This window comes from Bradyrhizobium sp. 191, assembly GCF_023100985.1.
Lineage (GTDB): Bacteria > Pseudomonadota > Alphaproteobacteria > Rhizobiales > Xanthobacteraceae > Bradyrhizobium > Bradyrhizobium diversitatis.
Map to the genome: position 1 here is coordinate 7,300,568 of NZ_CP064692.1, position 23,488 is coordinate 7,324,055.

At 65.3% G+C, this 23,488-nt stretch carries 22 protein-coding genes; 16 read left to right on the forward strand and 6 right to left on the reverse strand.

Translation table 11 applies throughout. The features are described from left to right. The first annotated feature begins 171 nt into the window (after positions 1 to 171). The 4 genes from IVB23_RS34200 to IVB23_RS34215 all read left to right on the forward strand — a co-directional run bounded on the left by IVB23_RS34200 (position 172) and on the right by IVB23_RS34215 (position 5,162). Complete coding sequence (locus IVB23_RS34200; RefSeq protein WP_197966884.1) at positions 172 to 462, forward strand: DUF1127 domain-containing protein; 291 nt, start codon at positions 172 to 174, stop codon at positions 460 to 462. A 252-nt stretch (positions 463 to 714) separates the two neighbouring features. Continuing rightward, a complete protein-coding gene (locus tag IVB23_RS34205; RefSeq protein WP_247801465.1) occupies positions 715 to 3,024 on the forward strand; it encodes a xanthine dehydrogenase family protein molybdopterin-binding subunit in 2,310 nt (769 codons plus the stop codon). Between the two features lie 126 nt (positions 3,025 to 3,150). Further along, on the forward strand, positions 3,151 to 3,600 hold the full coding sequence (locus IVB23_RS34210; protein ID WP_247801466.1) for a cytochrome c: 450 nt from the start codon (positions 3,151 to 3,153) through the stop codon (positions 3,598 to 3,600). A 278-nt stretch (positions 3,601 to 3,878) separates the two neighbouring features. Beyond that, entirely contained in the window at positions 3,879 to 5,162 is a 1,284-nt protein-coding gene (locus tag IVB23_RS34215) for a cystathionine gamma-synthase family protein (RefSeq protein WP_247801467.1), read from the forward strand. A 254-nt stretch (positions 5,163 to 5,416) separates the two neighbouring features. On the opposite strand, the gene IVB23_RS34220 is transcribed toward IVB23_RS34215, so the two are convergent. Then, a complete protein-coding gene (locus tag IVB23_RS34220; protein ID WP_028182282.1) occupies positions 5,417 to 5,833 on the reverse strand; it encodes a CHRD domain-containing protein in 417 nt (138 codons plus the stop codon). Positions 5,834 to 5,988: 155 nt separating this feature from the next. Between IVB23_RS34220 and IVB23_RS34225 the strand changes: the two genes are divergently transcribed. Beyond that, positions 5,989 to 6,915, forward strand: a complete 927-nt coding sequence (locus IVB23_RS34225; protein WP_247801468.1) for a cytochrome c — start codon at positions 5,989 to 5,991, stop codon at positions 6,913 to 6,915. 6 nt (positions 6,916 to 6,921) lie between these two features. On the opposite strand, the gene IVB23_RS34230 is transcribed toward IVB23_RS34225, so the two are convergent. Then, on the reverse strand, positions 6,922 to 7,167 hold the full coding sequence (locus tag IVB23_RS34230; RefSeq protein WP_061878884.1) for an Lrp/AsnC family transcriptional regulator: 246 nt from the start codon (positions 7,165 to 7,167) through the stop codon (positions 6,922 to 6,924). Between the two features lie 128 nt (positions 7,168 to 7,295). Between IVB23_RS34230 and thiD the strand changes: the two genes are divergently transcribed. The 4 genes from thiD (at position 7,296) to IVB23_RS34250 (ending at position 11,351) form a co-directional block, all read left to right on the forward strand. Next, positions 7,296 to 8,096, forward strand: a complete 801-nt coding sequence (thiD, locus tag IVB23_RS34235) for a bifunctional hydroxymethylpyrimidine kinase/phosphomethylpyrimidine kinase (protein WP_247801469.1) — start codon at positions 7,296 to 7,298, stop codon at positions 8,094 to 8,096. A 299-nt stretch (positions 8,097 to 8,395) separates the two neighbouring features. Further along, the gene (locus tag IVB23_RS34240) at positions 8,396 to 9,208 is read left to right on the forward strand and encodes a UDP-2,3-diacylglucosamine diphosphatase (protein ID WP_061878886.1); all 813 of its coding nucleotides are present in this window, start codon (positions 8,396 to 8,398) and stop codon (positions 9,206 to 9,208) included. Between the two features lie 13 nt (positions 9,209 to 9,221). Beyond that, positions 9,222 to 10,280, forward strand: a complete 1,059-nt coding sequence (locus IVB23_RS34245) for a glycosyltransferase family 1 protein (protein ID WP_247801470.1) — start codon at positions 9,222 to 9,224, stop codon at positions 10,278 to 10,280. Between the two features lie 87 nt (positions 10,281 to 10,367). Then, positions 10,368 to 11,351, forward strand: coding sequence for a threonine/serine dehydratase (locus tag IVB23_RS34250; RefSeq protein ID WP_197966878.1), 984 nt, complete (start codon positions 10,368 to 10,370; stop codon positions 11,349 to 11,351). A 203-nt stretch (positions 11,352 to 11,554) separates the two neighbouring features. On the opposite strand, the gene IVB23_RS34255 is transcribed toward IVB23_RS34250, so the two are convergent. Continuing rightward, on the reverse strand, positions 11,555 to 13,291 hold the full coding sequence (locus IVB23_RS34255) for a caspase family protein (RefSeq protein ID WP_247801471.1): 1,737 nt from the start codon (positions 13,289 to 13,291) through the stop codon (positions 11,555 to 11,557). Between the two features lie 165 nt (positions 13,292 to 13,456). Between IVB23_RS34255 and IVB23_RS34260 the strand changes: the two genes are divergently transcribed. Further along, a complete protein-coding gene (locus IVB23_RS34260; RefSeq protein WP_247801472.1) occupies positions 13,457 to 13,900 on the forward strand; it encodes an RbsD/FucU domain-containing protein in 444 nt (147 codons plus the stop codon). A 102-nt stretch (positions 13,901 to 14,002) separates the two neighbouring features. Continuing rightward, positions 14,003 to 14,398 carry a hypothetical protein gene (locus tag IVB23_RS34265; protein WP_156504947.1) on the forward strand — a complete coding sequence of 132 codons (396 nt, stop codon included), beginning with the start codon at positions 14,003 to 14,005 and terminating at the stop codon, positions 14,396 to 14,398. Between the two features lie 21 nt (positions 14,399 to 14,419). On the opposite strand, the gene IVB23_RS34270 is transcribed toward IVB23_RS34265, so the two are convergent. Together IVB23_RS34270 and IVB23_RS34275 are read right to left on the reverse strand one after the other, a co-directional pair. Next, entirely contained in the window at positions 14,420 to 14,773 is a 354-nt protein-coding gene (locus tag IVB23_RS34270) for an ADP-ribosylation/crystallin J1 (RefSeq protein WP_247801473.1), read from the reverse strand. Positions 14,774 to 15,199: 426 nt separating this feature from the next. Beyond that, complete coding sequence (locus IVB23_RS34275) at positions 15,200 to 16,567, reverse strand: hypothetical protein (protein ID WP_247801474.1); 1,368 nt, start codon at positions 16,565 to 16,567, stop codon at positions 15,200 to 15,202. A 75-nt stretch (positions 16,568 to 16,642) separates the two neighbouring features. Here IVB23_RS34275 and IVB23_RS34280 point away from each other — a divergent pair, with 75 nt between their 5' ends. Further along, complete coding sequence (locus IVB23_RS34280) at positions 16,643 to 17,839, forward strand: major facilitator superfamily domain-containing protein 6 (protein WP_247801475.1); 1,197 nt, start codon at positions 16,643 to 16,645, stop codon at positions 17,837 to 17,839. Here IVB23_RS34280 and dgcA read toward each other — a convergent pair. After that, positions 17,809 to 18,804, reverse strand: coding sequence for an N-acetyl-D-Glu racemase DgcA (gene dgcA / locus IVB23_RS34285; RefSeq protein ID WP_247801476.1), 996 nt, complete (start codon positions 18,802 to 18,804; stop codon positions 17,809 to 17,811). The genes IVB23_RS34280 and dgcA overlap by 31 nt on opposite strands. Before the next feature lie 134 nt (positions 18,805 to 18,938). Here dgcA and IVB23_RS34290 point away from each other — a divergent pair, with 134 nt between their 5' ends. The 4 genes from IVB23_RS34290 (at position 18,939) to IVB23_RS34305 (ending at position 23,344) form a co-directional block, all read left to right on the forward strand. After that, on the forward strand, positions 18,939 to 20,072 hold the full coding sequence (locus IVB23_RS34290) for an ABC transporter permease (RefSeq protein ID WP_247801477.1): 1,134 nt from the start codon (positions 18,939 to 18,941) through the stop codon (positions 20,070 to 20,072). 2 nt (positions 20,073 to 20,074) lie between these two features. After that, positions 20,075 to 20,857, forward strand: a complete 783-nt coding sequence (locus IVB23_RS34295) for an ABC transporter ATP-binding protein (protein ID WP_061878895.1) — start codon at positions 20,075 to 20,077, stop codon at positions 20,855 to 20,857. 42 nt (positions 20,858 to 20,899) lie between these two features. Further along, positions 20,900 to 21,760 (forward strand): MlaD family protein, encoded by an 861-nt coding sequence (locus IVB23_RS34300; RefSeq protein WP_247801478.1) that lies wholly within the window; start codon positions 20,900 to 20,902, stop codon positions 21,758 to 21,760. Positions 21,761 to 22,072: 312 nt separating this feature from the next. Beyond that, complete coding sequence (locus IVB23_RS34305; protein ID WP_247799878.1) at positions 22,073 to 23,344, forward strand: IS110 family transposase; 1,272 nt, start codon at positions 22,073 to 22,075, stop codon at positions 23,342 to 23,344. Positions 23,345 to 23,488: the final 144 nt, after the last annotated feature.

Here is a 23,488-nt window from a genome sequence, read left to right on the forward strand (position 1 = left end):
ATCAAATCGTCGCGCAAACTCAACCGCAATCACATCACCCGTTTCGGCTGGGCGGTGGGAGGAGTCGTGCGCTAGGAATTCGACGACATCTTTTCCACCAGGCCCCGCCGGCATCGGACGGGGCCTTTTCTTTGGCCACGCTCGCTGCCGGCTCAACAGCAGGAGCATTCGATGCCACCTCAACTGACCAACAGCACGGCCGACCCAGCGGGCGATGCCGCGAGGCTCCGCCTCGACCTCGTCACGACGCCAGATGTGCGGGGCTTCCTCACGCAATACTGGCGTGCATATCAGGAGTGGCGCTGGCGCCACCGCCCACAAACCACCTTGCAGGACCTGAGCGACAGGGAGCTTTTGGATATCGGCCTGACGCGCTGTGAGATCGACTCCATCGCACCTGAGCGCGCCATCGACAGGCTCAGAGATAGCACGAGGTATCTATTGAGCCGTGGTGGGATGTAACTCGTCGAGGAGCTTGGCGGGTCGCTTTGCGGCCGATCCTTCGAGATGCCCGCCTTTGGCGGGCTCTCAGGGGGAGGGCCTTGTATTGCGGCGCGATCCTATCCTCCAAGAGCCATGCGACAGTCTGCGCCATGACGTGTGTGCGGCGCTCTCTTCGGCCTTCGGCCAACGCGCATGCCTAAACCCGTTTGCCTTGCCAGTTTTTCCACGGCAATATGGCCCGCAAAACAACCATGAGAACGGGAAAAGACAATGGCGGCTCCCATCAAGTTCGGCGTTGGCCAAAGCGTGCTGCGCAAGGAGGATGACGCGCTCATCCGCGGCAAGGGCCGCTACACCGACGATTACGCGCCGCAGGCTGCGCTGCGCTGCTTGATGCTGCGTTCGCCGCATGCGCATGCCAAATACACCATCGATGCGAGCCGGGCCCGCGGGCTGCCCGGCGTCGCGCTGATTCTGACCGCCGAGGACGTTGCGGATCTCGGCAATCTGCCCTGCCTGTTCAATCTCGAGACCGATCCGTTCACCGGCCCGCCTTACCCGATCCTCGCCAAGGACGAGGTGCGCCATGTCGGCGATGCCATCGCCTTCGTCGTCGCCGAGACCATCGACCAGGCCCGCGACGCGATCGAGGCGATCGAGGTCAAATGGAGCCCGCTGCCGGCGGTGACCGGCGTCGTCAACGCCGTGAAGAAGGGGGCGGCGCAGGTCTGGCCGGACAAGCCCGGCAACGTGTTGTTCGATGTCTCGATCGGCGACAAGGCCGCGACGGAAGCCGCCTTCGCCAAGGCGCATGCGGTCGCTGAAATCTCGATCGTCAATCCGCGCGTGGTCGCGAGCTTCATGGAGACGCGCGCGGCCGTCTGCGAATATGACGCCAAGCGCGACCATCTGACGCTCACCATCGGCAGCCAGGGCAGCCACCGGCTACGCGACATCCTGTGTCAGAACGTGCTCAGCATTCCCACCGACAAGATGCGGGTGATCTGTCCCGATGTCGGCGGCGGCTTCGGCACGAAGCTGTTCCCGTACCGCGAATACGCCCTGATGGCGGTCGCGGCCAAGAAACTGAAGAAGACGGTGAAATGGGCGGCCGACCGCACCGAGCATTTCATGGGCGACGCGCAGGGCCGCGACAACGTCACCACCGCGAAGATGGCGCTGGCCGAGGACGGCAAGTTCCTGGCGATGGATTGCGACCTGATGGGCGACATGGGCGCGTATCTGTCCACCTTCGGGCCCTACATTCCCCATGGCGGCGCCGGCATGCTGCCGGGCCTCTATGACATCCAGGCGTTCCACTGCCGGGTGCGCACCATCTTCACCAACAGCGTTCCGGTCGATGCCTATCGCGGCGCCGGCCGGCCTGAGGCGGCCTATGTCATCGAGCGCCTGGTCGATGCCTGCGCGCGAAAGCTCGACATGACGCCGGATGCGATCCGCCGCAAGAACTTCATCCCGCCGAAGGCGCTGCCCTACAAGACGGCCACCGGCAAGGTCTATGATTCCGGCGACTTCGCCGCGCATCTGAAGCGCGCGATGGAGATCGCCGAGTGGAAGGAGTTTCCCAAGCGCGCGAAGCTCGCCAAGAAGCATGGCCTGATCCGCGGCATCGGCCTTGCGAGCTATGTCGAGGTGTGCGGCACCATGGGCGAGGAGACCGCCAATGTGCGGCTCGATGCCAATGGCGACGTCACCGTGCTGATCGGAACGCAATCGAGCGGGCAGGGACACCAGACCGCCTATGCGCAGATCGTCGCCGAGCAGTTCGGCGTCGCGCCCGAGCGCGTGCATGTTCGCCAGGGCGATACCGACGAGATCGCGACCGGCCTCGGCACCGGCGGCTCGGCCTCGATCCCCTCCGGCGGCGTCAGCGTCGAGCGCGCCACGCGCGAGCTCGGTTCGAGGCTGAAGGAGATCGCGGCGCAGGCGCTGGAAGCCAGCGCGGGCGACCTCGAGATCTCCGAGGGCGTGGTGCGCATCGCCGGCACCGACCGCTCGATCTCATTCGCCGGTCTCGCCAAGCGGCCCGGCGTCGATCCATCGAAGCTGAACGGCAGCGCGACCTTTGCCAGCGCCGACGGTACCTATCCGAACGGCACCCATGTCGCGGAGGTCGAGATCGATCCGGCCACCGGCATCATCAAGATCGTCAACTACGTGATCGTCGACGATTTCGGCAAGACGCTCAATCCGCTGCTGCTGGCGGGACAGGTCCATGGCGGCGCCATGCAGGGCATCGGCCAGGCGCTGATGGAGCAGGTGGTGTATGGCGCCACCGATGGCCAGCTCATCACCGCGACCTTCATGGACTACGCGCTGCCGCGTGCGGCGGACGGGCCGGCCTTCGTGTTCGAGACCAACAACATCCCCTGCAAGACCAATCCGATGGGGGTGAAAGGGGCGGGCGAGGCCGGCGCGATCGGCTCCTGCCCGGCGATCGTCAACGCCATCGTCGACGCGCTCTGGCGCGAATACAAGATCGACCACATCGACATGCCGGCAACGCCGGAGCGGGTGTGGATCGCAATCAACGAGCACCATCGCCGCCACAGCCTGTGAGCCCGATCTCCGCGCGCACGGGAATAAACGCGTCGCGCGGGGTTCTACACCTGATGGGCTCCGGCTTCACGCGAAGCCGGCGAAGCCTCATTCCCTGAACGTCTCGAGAGCCGGAGAAACGGACCAATGAAACGGACGATGATTGTCGCGGGCGCCCTCGTATTGGGCGCGGGCGCCGTCATGGCGCAGCAGGAGATTGCCGTCCAGCAGGACAATCTTATGAAATCGATCGCCAAGAACCAGTATGGCGTCCTGCAGAAGATGAGCAAGGGCGATATCCCCTTCGACAAGAAAGCTGCCGATCAGGCCATCGCCAGCATCGAGGCCGATGTCGCCAAGATCGCCAAGACCTTCGAGATCAATCCCAAGCAGGACGTGGTGAACGCGACCTATGGTTCATCGCAAAAGATCTGGCAGAACAAGGCCGATTTCGACTCCAAGATTCCTCCGGTGCAGAAGGCGATCGCCGACGTCAAGGGCAAGATCAAGGATGTCGCGAGCCTGAAGGCGGCCTATAATACGATCAACGATCGCTGCAACGAATGCCACGAGACCTATCGGGTGAAGTTGAAATAGCTGGGCATAGAGCCAGTCCCGATCGCGCTTCGCTGCATCTGGTTACAGGACCAAAAGAGGGCGGTCGCGAAAGCACTCGCCCTCTTTTGCATTGCCGTTCAGCAACAGGAATTCTATTCGCAAGGCCTGACGGATCGCCGCGAGAGCGGTTATCTTCAGCACCAGCCGCCGCAGCATCGATGTGAGCTGTTGGAGCCGGCGCCTCTCGCGCCTGACCGCCTCATGACATCATGAGTTCCAACGCCCGGCGCGGAATTGTATCAACAGCGAGACAGGCCATGGCAAAACCGTTTCCGTCCAAGACCCATATCGGCAACCATATGCTGCATCCGGAAACCTTGATGCTGACCTATGGCTATGATCCGCAACTGTCCGAAGGCGCCATCAAGCCGCCGGTGTTTCTGACCTCCACCTTCGTGTTCAAGACGGCCGAGGACGGGCAGGACTTCTTCGACTACGTCGCCGGCCGGCGCGAGCCGCCGGAAGGCATGGGCGCGGGCCTCGTCTATTCGCGCTTCAATCATCCCAACAGCGAAATCGTCGAGGACAGGCTCGCGATCTACGAGCGCACGGAGAGTTGTGCGCTGTTCTCATCCGGCATGGCGGCCATCTCAACCACGATCCTGGCCTTCGTTCGCCCCGGCGACGTCATCCTGCACTCGCAGCCGCTCTATGGCGGGACGGAAACCCTGCTGACGAACACGCTTGCGCGCCTGTCGATCGGAGCCGTCGGCTTTGCCGACGGCATCGACGAGACGGCGGTCAGGCAGGCTGCGGAGGAGGCCATGGGCAAGGGGCGGGTCTCGATGATCCTGATCGAGACGCCCGCCAATCCGACCAACGGCCTGGTCGACATCGCAATGATCCGCCGTGTTGCCGACGCGATCGGAAAGGCGCAGGGCCACACACCGGTCATCGCCTGCGACAATACGCTGCTCGGACCGGTGTTTCAGCGGCCGATCGAGCATGGTGCGGACCTCTCGCTGTATTCGCTGACCAAATATGTCGGCGGTCATTCCGACCTGATCGCGGGCGCCGCGCTCGGATCGAAGGCGATCATGAAGGGCATCAAGGCCTTGCGCGGCGCCATCGGGACCCAGCTCGATCCGCATTCCTGCTGGATGATCAACCGCTCGCTGGAGACGCTGAGCCTGCGGATGGAGAAGGCCAACGACAATGCGCGCCTCGTGGCGGACTTCCTGCGCGATCATCCGAAGGTCGCCAAGGTCCATTACCTCGGTCATCATGAGGAGGACTCGCCGGCCGGGCGCGCGTTTGCGAGGCAGTGTCTCGGCGCCGGATCCACCTTCTCCTTCGACATCGAAGGCGGCAAGGAGGCGGCGGTCAAGTTCCTCAACGCGCTGCAGATCCTCAAGCTGGCGGTGAGCCTTGGCGGAACGGAATCGCTTGCGAGCCTGCCCGCAACCATGACCCATTCCGGCGTCCCCGCCGACATCCGCCGCAAGATCGGCGTCCTCGATTCCACGATCCGACTGTCGATCGGCATCGAGAACCCGTCGGACCTGATCGCCGACCTCGCGCAGGCGCTGAACGCGGCTTGAGCATGATGAGATGAGGCCGCGATGTTGCGGCGACGGTGGTGCGCTCCCTCTCCCGCTTGCGGGAGAGGGTTGGGGAGAGGGTGTATCCTCAATGGGACAATCCCCAAGAGGAGGAAGCCCTCTCCCGGCGCTTCGCGCCGACCTCTCCCGCAAGCGGGAGAGGTGAACGAGGATCGGCAATGGGCGCCCCCGGAATCGAAAAGGCCGGACGCCCCTCCAGCGCCCGGCCTTCGCGCGACGAAGCGCCTCGAGGCTTACTTCGTCACCTGTCCCCGGATCTCGCCGCCCGGGTTCGCCGCGGTGTGGATGTTGATGTAGTACTTGCCGCCGAGCAGATCGGCGGCCTGCGCGTCGGTCAGGGTCGCTTCGCCCTTGACCGGGCTCGAGGCCGCGTTCGGGATCGGGACGGCAACGCCTGCGTTCTTGCCGGCCTCGGCAGGGCCGTGGAAATGCGCCGCAGTGGCGGGCCCGGAGAGGCCGGAATAGGTGACGGTCCAGGACAGTTTCTTGCTGGCGGCATCATAGTTGAGATCGGCCGTTCCGGTGGCGCTGCTGGTCGTCGCCGGCACCTCGGCCTTGCCGTCGAGCGTTGCTTTCAGCTTTTCGGCGTTGGCGGACCCTGCAAAGGCAACGGCACCGAGCGCGAACACGGCAATGACGGACTTGTTCATGAGATTCTCCCTGTTGAACCCGAAGGGGCTGCCAAACTTCCAACAGCCGGCATTTCAGTTTATTCCGGCCTCCGGCCAGGGCGGGCTAAATTCTTCGTGGCTGGAGCCGCGACGACATCGGTCGTAAGTTCGCCGCAACGAGTGAATAGGTGCGCATGTTGCAACGAACAATTCTGGTGGCGCTGCTCGTCGCGGTCGCCGCTGCCGGCCTTTATTGGTGGCTCAGTGCGCCGGTGGTGGCGGCTGCGAGCGCCATCCCGGGCCGCGCGCCCGATCTCGCCAATGGCGAGGTGATGTTCAACGCCGGCGGCTGCGCGTCCTGCCATGCCGTTCCCAATCAGCCCGATCGCCTCAGGCTTGGTGGCGGCGTCGCGATCAAGTCGCCGTTCGGAACGTTCTACGCACCGAACATCTCACCCGATCCGAACGACGGCATCGGCAAATGGACGGACGCCGATTTCGTCAACGCGGTGATGCACGGGGTCTCGCCATCGGGCCAGCACTATTTTCCGGCCTTTCCCTACACCTCCTACCAGCACGCGAGGCGGGAGGACGTGCTCGATCTCTTTGCCTATCTGAAAACGCTGCCGCCGGTTGCAGGCAAGGTGCGTGATCACGAGGTGAGCTTTCCCTTCGACATCCGGCGCAACATCGGCATCTGGAAGTTCCTGTTCATGGACGGCAAGCCCTTCGTCGCCGACGCCAGCAAGTCGCCGCAGTGGAATCGCGGCGCCTATCTCGTCAACAGCTTCGGCCATTGCGCCGAGTGCCACAGCCCGCGCAATGCGCTCGGCGGCATCATTGCTGGCCAGCGCTTTGCCGGCGGTCCGAATCCGGAAGGCGAGGGATGGGTTCCGAACATCACCCAGAAGCGCCTTGGCGAGTGGAGCACGAAGGATCTCGCCTATTTCCTCAAGTCCGGTGAATTGCCGGATGGCGACAGCGCCGGCGGCGCGATGACGCGCGTGATCAAGAACGTCTCGCAATTGCCGGACGCGGATCTCGCCGCGATGGCGGAGTACCTCAAATCGCTGCCGCCGGTGGACGGGCCGACGCCGCCGAAACGCAAGCTGGACAGCTAGCTCAAGCTAACCGGTGCCGAACGCCTTGAAGGTGATGATGGTGAGGGTGTCCTGGATGCCCGGCAGCACCTGCACCTTCTCGTTCACGAAATGGCCGATGTCGGTGTCCTTGTCGACGTAGAACTTCACCAGCAGGTCGTATTGGCCGGCCGTGGAGTAGATCTCGGAGGCGATCTCGGCTTCGGCGAGCGCGTTGGCGACCACATAGGACTGGCCGAGCTTGCATTTGATCTGGACGAAAAAGGGAACCATCGCAGGCACTCCGAGAGCGTATTCTTCCGGCTAATAGGCCAAAACCGGCCGGATTTAGCAAGCGAACTTGCTGGGTTCGGCGCGAGCTTGCTAAGAGGGCTCATGGCCCGAAAACGCGGAAAATCGTCATGACGACCCCGGTCGCACTCACCATCGCCGGCTCCGATTCGAGCGGCGGCGCCGGCATCCAGGCGGACCTGAAGACCTTTGCCGCGCTCGGCGTCTACGGCGCCTCCGTGATCACGGCGCTGACGGCGCAGAACACGCGCGGCGTCACCGGCATCCACCCGGTGCCGGCCGCGTTCGTCGCCGGACAGATCGATGCGGTGTTCTCCGATCTCGACATCGGCGCGGTGAAGATCGGCATGGTGGCCCAGGTCGCCAGCATCGATGCCATCGCCGCCGCGCTGTCGCGCTGGGCGCCGGGGCATGTCGTGCTCGATCCCGTCATGGTCGCGACCTCCGGCGACCGCCTGCTGGCTGCGGAAGCCGTCGACGCCCTGCGCACCAGGCTGATACCGCTCGCCGCCGTGATCACGCCCAACCTGCCGGAGGCCGCGGCTCTGCTCGACGAGCCGGTCGCGGCAAGCGAGGCCGAGATCGAAAGCCAGGGGCGCCGCCTGCTGGCGCTCGGCTGCCGCGCCGTCCTGGTCAAGGGCGGGCACGGCGAGGGCGCGGAGAGCATCGACTATCTGGTCGGTGCGGACAGCACGATCGCGCTCGCCGCGCCGCGCATCGCCACCCGCAACACCCATGGCACCGGCTGCTCGCTGTCCTCGGCGATCGCTGCGGGACTGGCCAGGGGCGAGGATCTGGAAAACGCCGTGCGCAATGCCAAGGCCTGGATCAGCGCCGCGATCGGCGCCGCCGACCGCTTCAGCGTCGGCCACGGCCATGGGCCGATCCATCATTTCCACAGGTTCTACTGAGGCTGCCGCGCGCGGGAGCGCCGCGGCGGTGCACTTTGGGGGCACGCTAGCCCCACATCGTCATGGCCGGGCCTGTCCCGGCCATCCACGCTTGCCACGCAGCACGAAGAACGTGGATGCCCGGGACAAGCCAGGACAAGCCCGGGCATGACGATCACCTTCTGCGGCGCCGTGTCGCCTGATTGTCGCATGCGACTGATATTCGCGGGGAGGGCGAGGCGAAGTTTGATTCGTAGCTGAGGTGCCTCAAGGTTCAATCGGTCATCCCCCTGTCACGGGACATTGTTACAGGCTGGCGCATGGGAAGTTACGCTGTGAGTGACGAGAGCCCGGAGCGGCGCTTTCGCACCTTGTTCATCTCCGACGTCCATCTCGGAGCCCGCGGTTCTCAAGCCGATCTACTGCTCGACTTCCTGCGCTACCACGATGCCGACACGATCTATCTCGTCGGCGATATCGTCGATGGCTGGGCGCTGAAATCGAGCTGGCACTGGCCGCAGTCGCACAACGACCTCGTCCAGAAGCTGCTGCGCAAGGCGCGCAAGGGCGCCAAGATCATCTACATCCCCGGCAATCACGACGAGTTCCTGCGCAACTATTACGGCACGCATTTCGGCGGCATCGACGTCGTCGAGAACACGGTTCACACCGGCATCGACGGCAAGCGCTATCTCGTCATCCACGGCGACATCTTCGATCTCGTGGTGCAGAATGCGCGCTGGCTCGCCCATCTCGGCGACAAGGCCTACGACTTCGCGATCCAGATGAATCGCCTCGTCAACTTCTTTCGCCGCCTGTTCGGAGTGCCCTATTGGTCGTTGTCGCAATGGGCCAAGCAGAAGGTCAAGAACGCCGTCAACTATATCGGCGCGTTCGAGCAGGCGCTCGCCGCCGAGGCGCGGCGCCACGATGCCGACGGCGTGATCTGCGGCCACATCCACTACGCCGTGATCCGCGACGAGGCCGGCATCCGCTACATGAATTGCGGCGACTGGGTCGAGAGCTGCACGGCCCTGGTCGAGCATGACGACGGCCATTTCGAGATCATCACCTGGGCGGATCATCTGCAAAAGCCGGCGGCGGTCCCGCAGGTCGCGGCAAGAGCTGCATGACAAGGGCCGCCTGATGCGCATCCTGGTTGCGACCGACGCCTGGCACCCGCAAGTCAACGGTGTGGTTCGGACGCTGACCAAGCTCGCCGACGCCGCGAAAGGGCTTAGCGTTGAAGGTCTTGGCGTCGAATTCGCGTTCCTGACGCCGCAATCGTTCCGCACCTTCGCGATGCCGAGCTATCGCGACGTGCGGCTGGCCATGCCGCGCCCGGCCCGGATCGCAAGGCTGATCGAGGAAGCGCGTCCGGACAGCATCCACATCGCGACGGAAGGGCCGATCGGACTGATGGTCCGCCGCTATTGCCGCCAGCGCAAGCTGCCGTTCACGACCAGCTTCCACACGCGCTTCCCGGAATATGTCCGCGCCCGCGTGCCGGTGCCGGGCTCGCTGATCTGGCACGCGCTGCGCCGTTTCCATGCGCCCAGCCGTGCCGTGATGGCGGCAACCCCGGCGCTGGCCAGCGAGCTGACCGACCGCGGTTTCGACAATGTCGTGCTGTGGCCGCGCGGGGTCGATACCGGCCTGTTCCATCCCCGTGCCATCGATCTCTGCCTGCCGGCACCGGTGTTCCTGTCGGTGGGCCGGGTCGCGGTGGAGAAGAATCTCGAGGCTTTCCTCGACCTCGATCTGCCCGGCACCAAGGTCATCGTCGGTGACGGCCCGGCGCGGGCCTCGCTGGAGGAGGCCTATCCCGATGCGATCTTCCTCGGCGAGAAGCAGGGCGAGGCGCTGGCGGACATCTACGCGGCCGCCGACGTGTTCGTGTTCCCCAGCAAGACCGACACGTTCGGCCTCGTCCTCCTGGAAGCGCTCGCCAGCGGGCTGCCGGTGGCGGCCTTTCCGGTGAAAGGCCCCCGCGACGTGATCGGCGATGCGCCGGTGGGCGCGCTCGATCACGATCTGGGCAGTGCCTGCTTCGCCGCGCTCGACGTCTGTCGGCAGGACTGCGTCGCGTTCGCCGCCAACTACACCTGGGAAGCCTCGGCGCGGATCTTTATCGACAGCATCAGGGCGGTTGGCGCGGTGCTGCCCGGCGGGAACGTGACGGAACAGCCGCGCTTCGTCGCCTAAGGCCATCTCGATCGATCGAGAACGTTTTGGGAATCCTCGCGCGGAGGTGTCTTGCCGGGGCCTCGTCGGCCGCGATACCATTCCGCCATGACCGAACAGCTCCTCCCGGTCGGCCCCGCCGACATCGATGCCGCAGCGCGCGTGATCGCGCCTTACGCCATCCGCACCCCGCTGTTGTCCTTCCCTGTGCTCAACGAGCGTGTCGGCGCGAAGGTCTTCCTGAAGCCGGAGATGCTCCAGCGCACCGGCTCGTTCAAGTTCCGCGGCGCCTTCAACAAGGTGTTCTCGATCCCGCAGGACAAGCGCGCCGGTGGCGTGGTTGCGTTCTCCTCGGGCAACCATGCCCAGGGCGTGGCAGCCGCGGCAAAGATCCTCGACATGCAGGCCACCATCGTGATGCCGGCGGACGCGCCGCTGTCGAAGCGCGAGCGCACCAGATCCTACGGCGCCGAGGTCGTGCTCTACGATCGCGACAAGGACGATCGCGAGGCGATCTCGCGCGGCATTGCCGAGAAGCGCGGTGCGACGCTGGTGAAGCCCTATGACGATCCCTTCGTGATCGCAGGGCAGGGCACCGCCGGCCGCGAGATCGCCGAGGACATGGCGAGCCTCGGTCTCGCCCCTGATATCGTGGTGGCGCCGGCCTCAGGCGGCGGCCTGATCGCGGGCGTCGCGACCGCCGTGAAGGCGCGCTATCCGCAGGCCGAGATCGTGGTGGCCGAGCCGGAGGCATTCGACGATCACGGCATTTCGCTGACGGCCGGCCACCGCGAGCCGCATCCACCGGCGGGCCGCACCATCTGCGATGCGCTGATGGCCTTGATGCCCGGCGAGATGACCTTTGCGATCAACAGCAAGCTGCTCGCGCGCGGCGTCACGGCATCGGACAAGGAAGTCGGCGCGGCCGTCGCGTTTGCCTATCGCGAGCTCAAGCTCGTGGTGGAGCCCGGCGGCGCGGTGGGCCTTGCCGCGCTGCTCGCGGGCCGTCTCGACGTCGCCGGCAAGAACGTCGTCATCGTGCTCTCCGGCGGGAACGTCGACGCCGATCTGTTCGCCGAACTGGTGGCCTAGCCGTCATTCCGGGGCTCGCGAAGCGAGAGCTACGATGCGCAATTGCGCATCTGAGAATCTATTTCTCCGCCGACTCTGCCGCCCGATGGATTCCGGGCCTGCGCCTTGCGGCGCATCCCGGAATGACGATGCTCAAGAGCTGACATGAAGAAGGGGCAGAGCATTGCGGCTCTGCCCCTTTGTCGCGTCTGCCTTCCGTACGATCAGCGCATGAAGCCGCCGCGACGGTTGCCGCCGCCGTTCATGTTCGGCGCCTGGTTCATCGATTGCCGGAAGTTGTCGTTGCTGTTGACCATGCGGTTCGGCATCGCATTGAACTGCGGACGATTGTTCAGGACCTGCACCTTCTTCACCGGGGTGCCGTTGGGCTTCACGAAGCCGGTGTTGCCGTTGGTGATGCGGATCGGGCGGTTCTGCGTCTGACCATTGACCGGCTTCGCGTCGATCTTCGATCCGCCTTTGCCGATCTTCACCGGCATGCTCACGACCTTGCCCGGGGTAGCGTTGCCGGCGCCCGGCTTGGTGTTGGTCGCGGGCAGCGTCACGATCTTGCCGATGCCGCCAATGCTCTTGCTCCTGTTGCTCGGCGCGGGCAGGGTGACGATCTGGCCGCCATTGCCGAGCTTGCCGAGGACGCTGCCGTTGCCGTCGACCGGCTTCTGCACGACCGGCAGGTTGCCGCCCGTCTGCGACCCACCATGACCCTGCTGCATCAGCGGCACGTATTTGGGCTGGCCGAGATTGCCGATCTTGAGGGTCGGCACAATGGTCTGCGGCGCCAGGAACTTGGTCGCCTGCATCAGGGGAATCTGCTTCGGCTGCGCCTGCAGCTTCAGCGCGACCTGCGCATAGGGGCTGTTGCCGTAGCTGTCGTAGAAGCTCTTATAGGCAAGCGGCGAGTTCGCGAGCACCGCCTTGTGCCAGGCCTGCGAGATCAGGATGTTGTTGAGCAGCCAGCGGATATGGTCGCACAGCGGGTCGTGCGGATACATCCGGATGAACTCCTGATAGTACTCGGGACGGCCCTCGGACACGACGTAGTCATAGGCCTGGCGTGTCGAACGGCTCGGCAGGCTGGAGGCCATCTGCACGACAGGCGCCTTCACCGGCGCGCGGTTGGCGGCCACCGCGGTGTCGCCGAAGAAGGTGAAGTCACTCGTCAGCGAGGAGCTCTCCCACGGGATCTGCGCGCCGCTGGTGGTCTGGTTGACCTGCAGGCGCACGCGCTTAAACAGCTGCTCGATCGGCACATTGGGCTCGCGCGCGACGTTCAGGAACGCCTGCGTATAGGGGCTGTGACCGCCCGTGCCGTCGAGCGCCTCGGCGCCCGGCGCAGTCGAGTAGCCGACGATCGATCCGTTCGGCGCATCGACGATCGCAAGGCCGCGGCCGGCATCGTTGACCTCGGGGAACGGGTTGTTGCGGCAGGCATCGAGAATGACGATGCGCATGCGGCTCGGGATCGTCTCCAGCGTCGACATCACGTCGACGAGGCGCACCGAATTGTTGAGGAGCTCGGTCGGGCTGGAGACCTTGGCGTCGACGGGAACGAGATAGTTCTCGCCGGCGAGCTGCACGCCGTGACCGGCGTAATAGATCATCGCCACCGTGTTGGGACCGCGCGAGGCGACCTTGGCGGAAAAGTCCTGGACGACGCGGAGCATGTCGTTCTGGGTCAAATCGGTCGCTGCGACGACCTCGAAGCCGGCGGAGTTCAGGAACTGCGCCATCGACTGCGCGTCGTCGTCGGGGTTCGCAAGCTGCGGCGCGTTCTGGTAGTTCGCATTGCCGATCACCAGCGCCACCCGCTGCTCGGGGCCTTGCAGGGCGGTGGGGGCCGGCGCGACCGGAGCGACTTGCGCGGAAACCGGCCCGCAGGCAAAGCCGAACAGGCTTCCCAGCAGGCTCGCCGTCATCAGGAAAGGCTTTAAGCGGAACATGGCGTGCTCCTTTGGCACTCATCTCGATGCGAGATTGGTTGCGAGCAAGCTTGGCCGCGTTCGAGCCTGTGGTCCGTGATTCCTATCATCAGGGCCGCGTACGTGATCTGAATCACGCTTGGAACCTGCTATGGTTAGCGATCGATTGGGAGGATAGTCCGCCACATGCTGAAATCGATCGATCCGATCCTGACGCCCGACCTTCTCTGGCTGCTCGCCTCCATGGGCCATGGCGACGACCTCGTATTCGTCGATGCCAATCACCCGGCCACCCGTATCGCGCAAAGCACGACGTCGCAGCGCCTGATCCAGCTGCCGGGCATGAGCATGGAGGTCGCCATCCGGGCCATCATGTCGGTCTATCCGCTCGACGATTTCGATCCCGATCCGGTGCGCGTGATGATGCCGGTCGACGATCCCGACCGCGTGCCCGAGGTGCAGCATGCGGTGGCGGCGGAGATCGCGCGCGCCGCCGGCCGCCCCGTCACTCCCGGCAAGCTGTCACGGGCGGATTTCTATCGTGCGGCGGCGGCAGGCTTTGGCGTCGTGCAGGTCGGCGACAGCAGAGGCTATGGCTGCTTCCTGCTCCGCAAGGGCGTGATCAGCTAGCGGAGCCGCGTTCGATCGAGGCACCGCTTGCTGCAAGGCGAGTGCGATCGTCTTGTGCGACGATCGTGCGCATGGCTCCATTCATCCAGCACTCGAATTTGAATGGCCTTCCAGCAGGCGAGCGTCTATCGTCGATTCATGTCGCGCCTCATGTGTCTATTCGTTGCCATCATCCTGTGTCTGCTGCCGGCTGTTGCGCCCGCTGAGGCCGCGCAAAAGCGTCCCAAGCCGGTCTGGAAGGGTTACGGCTTCCTGCCGGGCTATCGGCAGCCGCTGAGCAACAGCATTCCGCTCTACAAGCAGAAGGACGCGATGCGGCGCCTTGCGCGCAACGACCGGCGCCATTGGTACATCGACCCGGTTCCGCAATATTACCGCTGGGATGGCGAGTGGCACTATTTCGGCCGGCCAGGCTTCAACGGCGGCCGCTACAATGGCGGCAGCTTCGGTCCGTGCTGGACGCGAACACCGATCGGGCCGATCTGGAATTGCGGGTAAGCGGCCGCTGATCGCGCGGCGTTAGGGAAAGCTGCGGACGATCTCGATCAGGCCGACGATTGCGGCATTGAACGCGTCGAGGTCCTCGGCCGGAATCCAGTACTCCAGATGCGATCGTCCGCCGGCTTCCTGCACATCGTATTTCTCGATGAAGCTGCGCTTGACTGCGAAACGGGTCACGAAGCCCGATCCGCTCGCCGGGACATTCCAGTCACGCGCGATCTTGATGGCGTATTCCTCGGTCAGCACCGGATAGAAGATCGGCCGGTCAGGCAGGCGCGGCGGGAACGCGCGCATGCCGGATTGCTGGACCAGCTGGAGCTCTTTGGGACCGATGGGGCGCCAGAGGATGAGGGTGTCTTCGGTGGAGGGCATGGTGTGAGGACCAGCGTCTGATGGGCTTACATACACTGATGCGTTTCTCCGTTCCATCACCGTCACCCTGAGGTGCGCTGAGCAAGCCTCGAAGGGCGACGGCCCGGTTGCATCGGGGCCGTCTATCCTTCGAGGCTCGCCGCACGATGCTGCGCATCGTACGCCTCGCACCTCAGGATGACGGCGACAGAGCGACGCTCGCTGCCTCAGCGCGTCATTGCGAGCGCAGCGCGGAGAGAGCGCGCGCCTCAATGCTCGCCTCGTGCCCCGGACGCAGCGCAGCGCTTCCCCGGCGATGCAAAGCATCGTCCGGTTCAACTGCTGAGCCGGGGCCCATGTGCAGCAGAACTCGTGGCGTCTGGGTCCCGGATCTGCGCTTCGCTTGTCCGGGACACGAGAGTGAACGGCGCGGAGGAAACTTGCCCCTTACGAGAAGAACGCGATCTTCTCGGCCTGGGTCATGCGGCGGATCGGGGCGAGCGGGTCGTTGGCCGGCGCGCGGGGCTTTTGCAGGATGCCGCTGGCGAGGATGGTGGCGCCGAGCGAGGGCTCGGGTGAGGACGTGGACAGGGGCGAGGGCATCGGCAGCGTCGCGGTCGACGCTGCGGCGAACGTTGCCGTGGCCGCCATGGCCGGGGCCTGCTGCTCCATCACCTCGGCGGCGGCTTCGGCAATCGCGTCGGTGAGGCGCGCGAGCGAGTCCATCGCGATCGGTGCGTCCGCGGCGGGCTCTTCCGCGACGACAGGCTCAGAAGCGATCGGCTCCGGAAGCTCGGCGGCAACGGGCGGTGCGACGTCCGAGGCCATCGGTTCCGGCGCCGGCGCGGCCATCTCGACCGGCTCGACGATCTCGTCGAACTCCGGATCGGGCGCGGCCATCTCCAGCGCGATGGCCTCGAGGATGGCTTCGTCCTCGGCTTCCGCGGCGGCATCGGGCGGGAACGCGTCGGCGGCCTCCGCGAAGGCGGCTGGTTCGGCGATCGGCTCCTCGAGAGCGACGTCCTCAACTGCGGCCTGGTCGGGCGCGATGTCGCTTTCGGCAACCGTCTCCGGCACGGCGGCAGCATCGACAGCCTGCTCGGCCGTGGCGAGCGCTTCGGTGGTGCCGGCCTTCTCAGCGGCTGCTTCGGGCTCGGGAGTTGCTGCGATGTCCTGCGGCGTCTCGGTAAAAGCCACGGGGGCTTCGCTGGCCGTCCCGGCGGGCGCGGCGGCCTGTGCAGGCGCAGCCTCGGTGGACGGAGCGGCCTGCGGCGTTGCGCCGCCGTCAAGCTGCTCGACACGATCCCTCAGCAGATCGAAGGCGGCTTTGAGCTCGACGCGGGGGTCGATGGTCGAAATCTGTCCGCAGGCGGCCTCGATCGAGGCGAGCTGCGAATCAATGAGGTCGCAGATTCGCCCGTCGGCGCCGATCTCGCGCCAGCGCCAGGAGATCTCCTTGATGATGCGCACCCCGCGCGGGATCGGCGCGAGGCTGGCCTCGAACGCCGCGGGATCGACCGCCGCGATCGCGATCGTCTCGGCCTCGCGGATGGCGCGGCGGATCTCGACCAGCGCTTCGGGCAGGCGGTCCTCGACGACGGGTTGTCGCTGTGCCGCAAGGGTTTCTTCGATCCTGGCGACAGCATCGAGCACCATGCTCGTGTCGGCGTTGCGGTTGCGCTTGGCGTATTCGCCGAGGAACCAGCGGCCGCGCGCGGTCTCCATGAAGGCTTCGCGGATCGCGTCGTAATCCTGCTCGTTCGGCTCGGCCGCGCGGGCAGACATGGGCGAGAGGGCGAATGCTTCGTTGGCCATGACAATCTCGTCGCGCAAATCAGTGCGCGTTACTGTAACGATCACCACGATATCGACCGAATCGCAATTGGTTTGATGGCGCCCGACTCACAAATCCCCATCGCTGCAGCCAGCAAGCGGCGATTCGCCGTGAGCCTCGCCCTGTTCTATTCGGCCATCTTCGCGGTCTCGGGCACGCATCTGCCGTTCTTTCCGGTTTGGCTGAAGGCGATCGGCATCGACGCGGCCTGGATCGGGCTCATCAACGCGCTGCCGGCGATCACGCGCTTCACCACGCTGCCGCAGGTCACCGCGCTTGCCGAGAAGCGGCATGCCATTCGCGCTGCCATGATGGTGTCGGTGCTGGCGACCGCGGTCGGCTTCACGGCGCTCGGACTACAGCAGCAGCCGCTGGCATTGTTCCTTATCTATGCGCTGACCTGCATGATGTGGACGCCGACGATGCCGCTGACCGATGCCTATGCGCTGCGCGGTGTCGCCCGTTACGGGCTCGACTACGGACCCCTGAGGCTATGGGGCTCGGCAGCCTTTGCCGCGGGCTCGCTCGCCTGCGGCTATCTCGTCGACGTCATCGCGGCGCGCGATCTGATCTGGGTCATCGTGGCCTGGGCGGTCGTTGCGGTGCTCGCCAGCTTGCTGCTGCAGCCGCTCGACGATGTCAGGCACAGGACGACGGAGGGGCATGCCGGCACGGCGCTGCTGCGCGATGCCGGCTTCTGGGCGATCATCGCTGCGGCCGCGCTGATCCAGGGCAGCCATGTCGCCTATTACACCTTCTCGGCCATCAACTGGCAGCTCCATGGCATCAGTGGATTGACCATCGCCGGCCTGTGGACGCTGGGCGTGATCGCCGAGATCGTCGTGTTCGCGCTGTCGCCGCGCTTCTCGCTGCATCCGTCCACGATGATGGCGATCGGGGGGCTCAGCGCCGTCGTGCGCTGGGTCGTCACCGCCAGCGAGCCGCCGCTGGCACTGCTCGCGGTCGTGCAGCTCGGCCACGGCTTCAGCTTCGGCATGACCATCCTCGGCACCATGAGTCTCCTGGTGCGGCGTGTGCCGCAGCACCAGATCGCGCGGGGGCAGGGCTACTACGCCGCGTGCAACGGGCTCTTGGGCGCTGCGACCTCGATCGCGTCAGGCGCGATCTACGCCCGCATCGGCGACGGCCTGTATTACGTGATGGCCGCGATGGCGGCCGCCGGCGCGCTCGTGATCTGGTCAGCGCGGCACCGCCTCACGGCTCATCCCCAAAGCGAAGAATCCGGCGGATAGACCAGACTGCCGTCGTAACGCAGGCCGTGGTCACGGTCGCGCGCCAGCAGCAGCGGTCCGTCGAGATCGACGAAGCGCGCCTGCGGGGTGATCAGCATCGCCGGCGCCATCGACAGCGAGGTCGCGACCATGCAGCCGATCATGATCTCGAAGCCGAGCGCCTGTGCGGCATCGGCCATGGCAAGCGCCTCGGTGAGGCCGCCGGTCTTGTCGAGCTTGATGTTCACGGCATCGTAGCGCTCGCGCAAAGGCGCGAGCGAGGAGCGGTCATGCACGCTCTCGTCGGCGCAGACTGCGAGCGGCCGCTTGATTCGTGCCAGCGCCTCGTCCTTGCCTGCCGGCAGCGGCTGCTCCACCAGGGTGACGCCGGCTGCGGCGCAGGCGGCGAGGTTCGCTTCCAGATTGGCTTCGGTCCATGCCTCGTTGGCGTCGACGATCAGCTCCGATTCGGGGGCGGCCTTGCGCACCGCTGCGATCCGCTCCGGATCGCCGCCGCCGCCGAGCTTGATCTTGAGCAGCGGCCGGTGCGCCGCCTTGGCGGTCGCCGCGGCCATGGCCTTGGGGGCACCTAACGAGATTGTGTAGGCGGTGGTGCGCTCTCCGGGCGTCGGTCGGTTCAGCAGGTTCCAGGCACGCAGGCCTGCCGCCTTGGCTTCGAGGTCAATCAGGGCGCAATCCAGGGCGTTGCGGGCCGCACCGGGGGGCATGTCGGCCTGGAGAGCCTGCCGGGTGAGCCCGCCCGCGAGGGCCTCCTGCATGGCCTGGATGGCGGCCAGCGTCGCCTCGGGCGTCTCGCCGTAGCGGGGATAGGGCACGCACTCGCCACGGCCGGTCAGGCCGTCCCGGCTGACCTCCGCCACGACGGTCACGGCCTCGGTCTTGGCCCCTCGGCTGATGGTGAAGCTGCCCGCGATCGGGAAGCGCTCGATTCGCGCCGCCAAGGCTGCAAATTTCAAGGAAGTCATTTTGAACTCTGGCGAAATCTGAACCTGCTAGTTACCTGTAGGAACTAACATTAACCACTTGGGGATACCTTCTCTGGGTAAGGGCGCGTGCGCAACAATCTGATTTTCTCCGCCCCGGTACGGGAGCGGACAACTTGAGCAGCGATCCGAAGCTCGAACGGATTGCCAAGGGCAACGCGCTGGCACTTTGCGCTACCGGGACCTGGACCGCGAGCTTCGCGCCGGTCCTGGAACGGATGGTGGCTGACGCCGAGAAGCTCGCAGGCACCCCGCAAAGCATCTTCATCGACGTCTCCGAGGTCGCCAAGCTCGATACTTTCGGCGCCTGGCTGATCGAGCGGCTGCGCCGCAGCCTGACCCAGGGCGCTGTCGAGGCGCAGATCGCGGGCCTCTCCGCCAATTATTCCAGCCTCGTGGACGAGGTGCGGCGGGTGCGGGCGCCCCAGGAGGTCGACAGCAGCACGATCACCATCTCCGGCATGCTGGAGCAGATCGGCCGGACCGTGGCCGGTGTGGCCGGGACCGTGACAGGCCTCGTCGACATGCTCGGCGCGGTGCTCGCGGCGGGGATTCGCGTCTTGATCCACCCGCGTTCGTTCCGCCTGACCTCCACCGTGCACCACATGGAGCAGGTCTGCTGGCGCGCGGTGCCGATCATCGTGCTGATCACCTTTCTGATCGGCTGCATCATCGCCCAACAAGGCATCTTCCATTTCCGCCGCTTCGGCGCCGACATCTTCGTGGTCGACATGCTGGGCGTCCTGGTGCTGCGCGAGATCGGCGTGCTGCTGGTCGCGATCATGGTCGCGGGCCGCTCGGGCAGCGCCTACACTGCCGAGCTCGGCTCGATGAAGATGCGCGAGGAGATCGACGCGCTGCGCACCATGGGCTTCGATCCGATCGAGGTCCTGGTGCTGCCGCGCATGCTGGCGCTGGTGCTGGCGCTGCCGATCCTCGCTTTCCTCGGCGCGATGGCTGCGCTTTACGGCGGCGGTCTGGTTGCCTGGCTCTATGGCGGGGTCGAACCCGAAGCCTTCCTGCTGCGCTTGCGCGACGCCATCTCGATCGATCATTTCATCGTCGGCATGGTGAAGGCGCCCGTCATGGCCGCCGTGATCGGCATCGTCGCCTGCGTCGAAGGGCTTGCCGTGCAGGGCAGCGCGGAATCGCTCGGTCAGCACACCACGGCGTCGGTGGTGAAGGGCATCTTCTTCGTCATCGTCATGGACGGCGTGTTCGCCATCTTCTTCGCCTCGATCGGGATGTGACGATGGCAAAAGAAGCTCAAAGCGAGATTCAGGACCCCATCATCCGCGTCCGCGACATCACCGTGCAGTTCGGCACGACGCGCGTGCTCGACGGGCTCAATCTCGACGTCAAGCGCGGCGAGATTTTGGGATTTGTCGGCCCATCGGGTGCGGGCAAATCCGTGTTGACGCGCACGATCATCGGTCTGGTGCCGAAAATTGCCGGCTCGATCGAGGTGTTCGGCGTCGACCTCGATTCCTCCAGCACGTCGCAGCGGCGTAACGTCGAGCGGCGCTGGGGCGTGCTGTTCCAGCAGGGCGCGCTGTTTTCTTCGCTCACCGTCGGGCAGAACATCCAGTTTCCGATGCGCGAATATTTGCGCGTCTCGCAGCGGCTGATGGACGAGATCACCATGGCCAAGCTCACCATGGTCGGGCTCAAGCCCGAAGTCGCCGAGCGTTTCCCGTCCGAGCTCTCCGGCGGCATGATCAAGCGCGTGGCGCTGGCACGCGCGCTGTCGCTCGATCCGGATCTCGTCTTCCTGGACGAGCCGACCTCGGGCCTCGACCCCATCGGCGCCGGCGACTTCGACGAGCTGGTCAGGACCCTCCAGCGCACTTTGGGGCTGACCGTTTTCATGGTAACCCACGATCTCGACAGCCTTTACACAGCATGCGACCGCATCGCCGTTTTAGGGAACGGTAAGATCATTGCGGCAGGGTCGATCGCCGACATGCAGGCCTCGCAGCATCCCTGGCTGAGGCAGTATTTTCATGGCAAGCGCGCCCGCGCGGTCATGGGATGAGTAGCTGGGTTGAATAGCTGGGTCGAGTAGCCGGAGCACCTGATGGAAACGCGGGCGAATTACGTATTGATCGGCTCGTTCACGCTGGCGGTGATCGCCGCGGCGATCGGCTTCGTGCTGTGGTTCCAGTCGCTGCACACCACCAAGCAGCGCAGCCCTCTTCGCGTCGTGTTCGAGGGGCCGGCGGCGGGCCTGCGTAACGGAGGCAGCGTCAACTTCAACGGTATCAGAGTGGGCGAGGTGGTCTCGGTGAAGCTGGACAACCCGCGGCGGGTTGTCGCACTCGCCATGATCGAGAACAACGCTCCGATCCGCAAGGACACCCTGGTCGGCCTCGAATTCCAGGGCCTCACGGGTGTCGCCGCGATCTCGCTCAAGGGCGGCGACGAGGCCGCGGCCCCACCGCCGCTCGACCAGGACGGCATCCCGACGCTCACCGCCGATCCCAACAAGCTCCAGGACGTCACCGAGGCGATCCGCGCCACGCTGCAGAACGTCAACAAGATCGTCGCCGACAACCAGGAGTCGGTGAAGAACTCGCTGAAGAACCTCGAGACCTTCACCAACTCGCTGGCGCGCAATTCCGAGAAGATCGACGCCGTGATGGCCAAGGTCGACGGCGTCATGCTCAAGGCCGACAGTCTCATGCTCGGCCTCAACACGCTCGCCGGCGGCAAGGACGGCGGCGAACTGTTCCAGGCGGTGAAGTCGATCCGCGAACTCGCCGAGGATTTCGACAAGCGCTCCGGCGCGCTGATGGCGGATGGCCGCCGCACCCTCGGCGACATCAGCCGCGCCGTGAACAATTTCGACCGCAATCCGACCCGCGTGCTGTTCGGCGCGAGCAACTCGTCGCAGCCGGCCCCGCCACCCGAGCCGCCGAAGCCGGTGCCGAGGCGGTAAGAGACGAGTGAGATCGGACGAGAGGAGAGGCGCACGCTCTCTCCACCGTCATTGCGAGTTGGGACCGGCATTGAGGAGCCGACGCGCGCTGGATGAAACTGTCGGAGCGTGGGCAAATGCGGTATTTTGAGAGGCCGTCGGCAAAGAGGTCGATTACTCTCTGGTGCGCGAGAGCCCGGTTGCGAGTTGGACCCGGGTTGCCTGGATAACCCACACTGGCGCGGAGGGGCTGCATGGCCCTCGAGCACGCTTCCTAGCATTCTTTTCTGACAGGCGCCTATGCCGCCGGCGCTAACTGTTGAGGAGAGGAGCATGGATATTTTGTATGAGCGGGTGGCGGGGCTGGATGTACACAGGGACACGGTCGTGGCCTGCGTGCGGATCATGGTCGATGGCAAGGCGCAGCGGGAGTGCCGGACTTTTGCGGCCACGACGGACCCGCTCGTGGAGCTGAGAAGGTGGCTGGAAGAAAGCCGGTGCACGCATGTGGCGGTGGAGGCGACGGGCGTCTACTGGATGCCGGTGTTCCGGATCCTGGGCGAAGGCGCCTTTGAATTGATCGTCGCCAATGCGGCGCATATCAAGAATGTGCCGGGACGCAAGACCGACATGAACGATGCGATGTGGATCGCCGATCTGTTGGCCTGCGGGCTGATCAAAGGCAGCTTCATTCCCGAGGAGAAGGTACAGGAGCTGCGCGCGCTGACGCGAACGCGCAAGCAACTGGTGCGCGAGCAGGCGCGGCACGTGCAGCGGATCGACAAGACGCTGGCGGAAGCCAACATCAAGCTCGGCTCGGTGATCTCCGACATCATGGGCGCGAGCGGCCGGCGGATCATCCAGGCGATGATCGACGGCGTCCGGCAGCCGAACAAGCTGGCCGAGCTTGCCGGCAAGCAGCTCAAGGCGTCGCCGAAGGAGCTTTACGATGCGTTGCACGGGCGCCTGACGGATCACCATCGCTTTCTGCTCGCGCTTCACCTGAAGCAACGCGATGGTCTGGATGAGACGATCCGCAAGCTTGATGTCGAAATCGCTCAGCGGATCGAGGGCATGGAAGCGGAGGCAGGCGGTGGCAAGATCCCCTTTCGCCACTTGATCGGATTGTTGACCACGGTCCCCGGGATCAGCGCGGTGGCAGCGCCGGCAATTTTATCCGAGATCGGCGCCGATATGAGCCGCTTCGAGACTGCCGGCCATCTCGTTGCCTGGGCCGGCCTGTGCCCCGGGCAGAACGAGAGCGCCGGCAAGCGCAAGTCCTCGCGCCTGCGCAAGGGGGCGCCGTGGCTCAAGACGATGCTCGTTCAATGTGCTTGGGCCGCCAAGCGCTCAAAGAACAGTTACTACCGAGCGCAGTTCTTCCGCTTGCAGGCCAGACGCGGACCTCAAAAAGCCATCTGCGCTGTCGCCGCCTCGCTCCTCACCGCCATCTACCACATCCTCAAAAACGGCACCGAGCACCACGACCTCGGCGCCGCCTACTTCGACCGTCGGCCCACCGAGGTCAAGGCAAGCCGCTTGGTCGCGCGCCTCAAAAAGCTCGGCTTCACCGTCCAACTCCAGCACATCGCGGAGGCGGCCTGACCCTAAACAACCAGCAGTTTCTTCCTAGCGAAGCGAAGCAATCCAGGTTGTCTCCGCAGAGGCAGACTGGATTGCTTCGTCGCAAGAGCTCCTCGCAATGACGGTTTGGAGAGAGTGTGCTCGCGCTCCGCGTGAGAGTGTCCC

What these genes read in the sequence shown, in the direction of transcription:
- IVB23_RS34200 (WP_197966884.1), top strand. Translation starts at nt 172, where the DNA reads ATGCCACCTCAACTGACCAACAGCACGGCCGACCCAGCGGGCGATGCC.
- IVB23_RS34205 (WP_247801465.1), top strand. Translation starts at nt 715, where the DNA reads ATGGCGGCTCCCATCAAGTTCGGCGTTGGCCAAAGCGTGCTGCGCAAG.
- IVB23_RS34210 (WP_247801466.1), top strand. Translation starts at nt 3,151, where the DNA reads ATGAAACGGACGATGATTGTCGCGGGCGCCCTCGTATTGGGCGCGGGC.
- IVB23_RS34215 (WP_247801467.1), top strand. Translation starts at nt 3,879, where the DNA reads ATGGCAAAACCGTTTCCGTCCAAGACCCATATCGGCAACCATATGCTG.
- IVB23_RS34220 (WP_028182282.1), bottom strand. Translation starts at nt 5,833, where the DNA reads ATGAACAAGTCCGTCATTGCCGTGTTCGCGCTCGGTGCCGTTGCCTTT.
- IVB23_RS34225 (WP_247801468.1), top strand. Translation starts at nt 5,989, where the DNA reads ATGTTGCAACGAACAATTCTGGTGGCGCTGCTCGTCGCGGTCGCCGCT.
- IVB23_RS34230 (WP_061878884.1), bottom strand. Translation starts at nt 7,167, where the DNA reads ATGGTTCCCTTTTTCGTCCAGATCAAATGCAAGCTCGGCCAGTCCTAT.
- thiD (WP_247801469.1), top strand. Translation starts at nt 7,296, where the DNA reads ATGACGACCCCGGTCGCACTCACCATCGCCGGCTCCGATTCGAGCGGC.
- IVB23_RS34240 (WP_061878886.1), top strand. Translation starts at nt 8,396, where the DNA reads ATGGGAAGTTACGCTGTGAGTGACGAGAGCCCGGAGCGGCGCTTTCGC.
- IVB23_RS34245 (WP_247801470.1), top strand. Translation starts at nt 9,222, where the DNA reads ATGCGCATCCTGGTTGCGACCGACGCCTGGCACCCGCAAGTCAACGGT.
- IVB23_RS34250 (WP_197966878.1), top strand. Translation starts at nt 10,368, where the DNA reads ATGACCGAACAGCTCCTCCCGGTCGGCCCCGCCGACATCGATGCCGCA.
- IVB23_RS34255 (WP_247801471.1), bottom strand. Translation starts at nt 13,291, where the DNA reads ATGTTCCGCTTAAAGCCTTTCCTGATGACGGCGAGCCTGCTGGGAAGC.
- IVB23_RS34260 (WP_247801472.1), top strand. Translation starts at nt 13,457, where the DNA reads ATGCTGAAATCGATCGATCCGATCCTGACGCCCGACCTTCTCTGGCTG.
- IVB23_RS34265 (WP_156504947.1), top strand. Translation starts at nt 14,003, where the DNA reads ATGGCCTTCCAGCAGGCGAGCGTCTATCGTCGATTCATGTCGCGCCTC.
- IVB23_RS34270 (WP_247801473.1), bottom strand. Translation starts at nt 14,773, where the DNA reads ATGCCCTCCACCGAAGACACCCTCATCCTCTGGCGCCCCATCGGTCCC.
- IVB23_RS34275 (WP_247801474.1), bottom strand. Translation starts at nt 16,567, where the DNA reads ATGGCCAACGAAGCATTCGCCCTCTCGCCCATGTCTGCCCGCGCGGCC.
- IVB23_RS34280 (WP_247801475.1), top strand. Translation starts at nt 16,643, where the DNA reads ATGGCGCCCGACTCACAAATCCCCATCGCTGCAGCCAGCAAGCGGCGA.
- dgcA (WP_247801476.1), bottom strand. Translation starts at nt 18,804, where the DNA reads ATGACTTCCTTGAAATTTGCAGCCTTGGCGGCGCGAATCGAGCGCTTC.
- IVB23_RS34295 (WP_061878895.1), top strand. Translation starts at nt 20,075, where the DNA reads ATGGCAAAAGAAGCTCAAAGCGAGATTCAGGACCCCATCATCCGCGTC.
- IVB23_RS34300 (WP_247801478.1), top strand. Translation starts at nt 20,900, where the DNA reads ATGGAAACGCGGGCGAATTACGTATTGATCGGCTCGTTCACGCTGGCG.
- IVB23_RS34305 (WP_247799878.1), top strand. Translation starts at nt 22,073, where the DNA reads ATGGATATTTTGTATGAGCGGGTGGCGGGGCTGGATGTACACAGGGAC.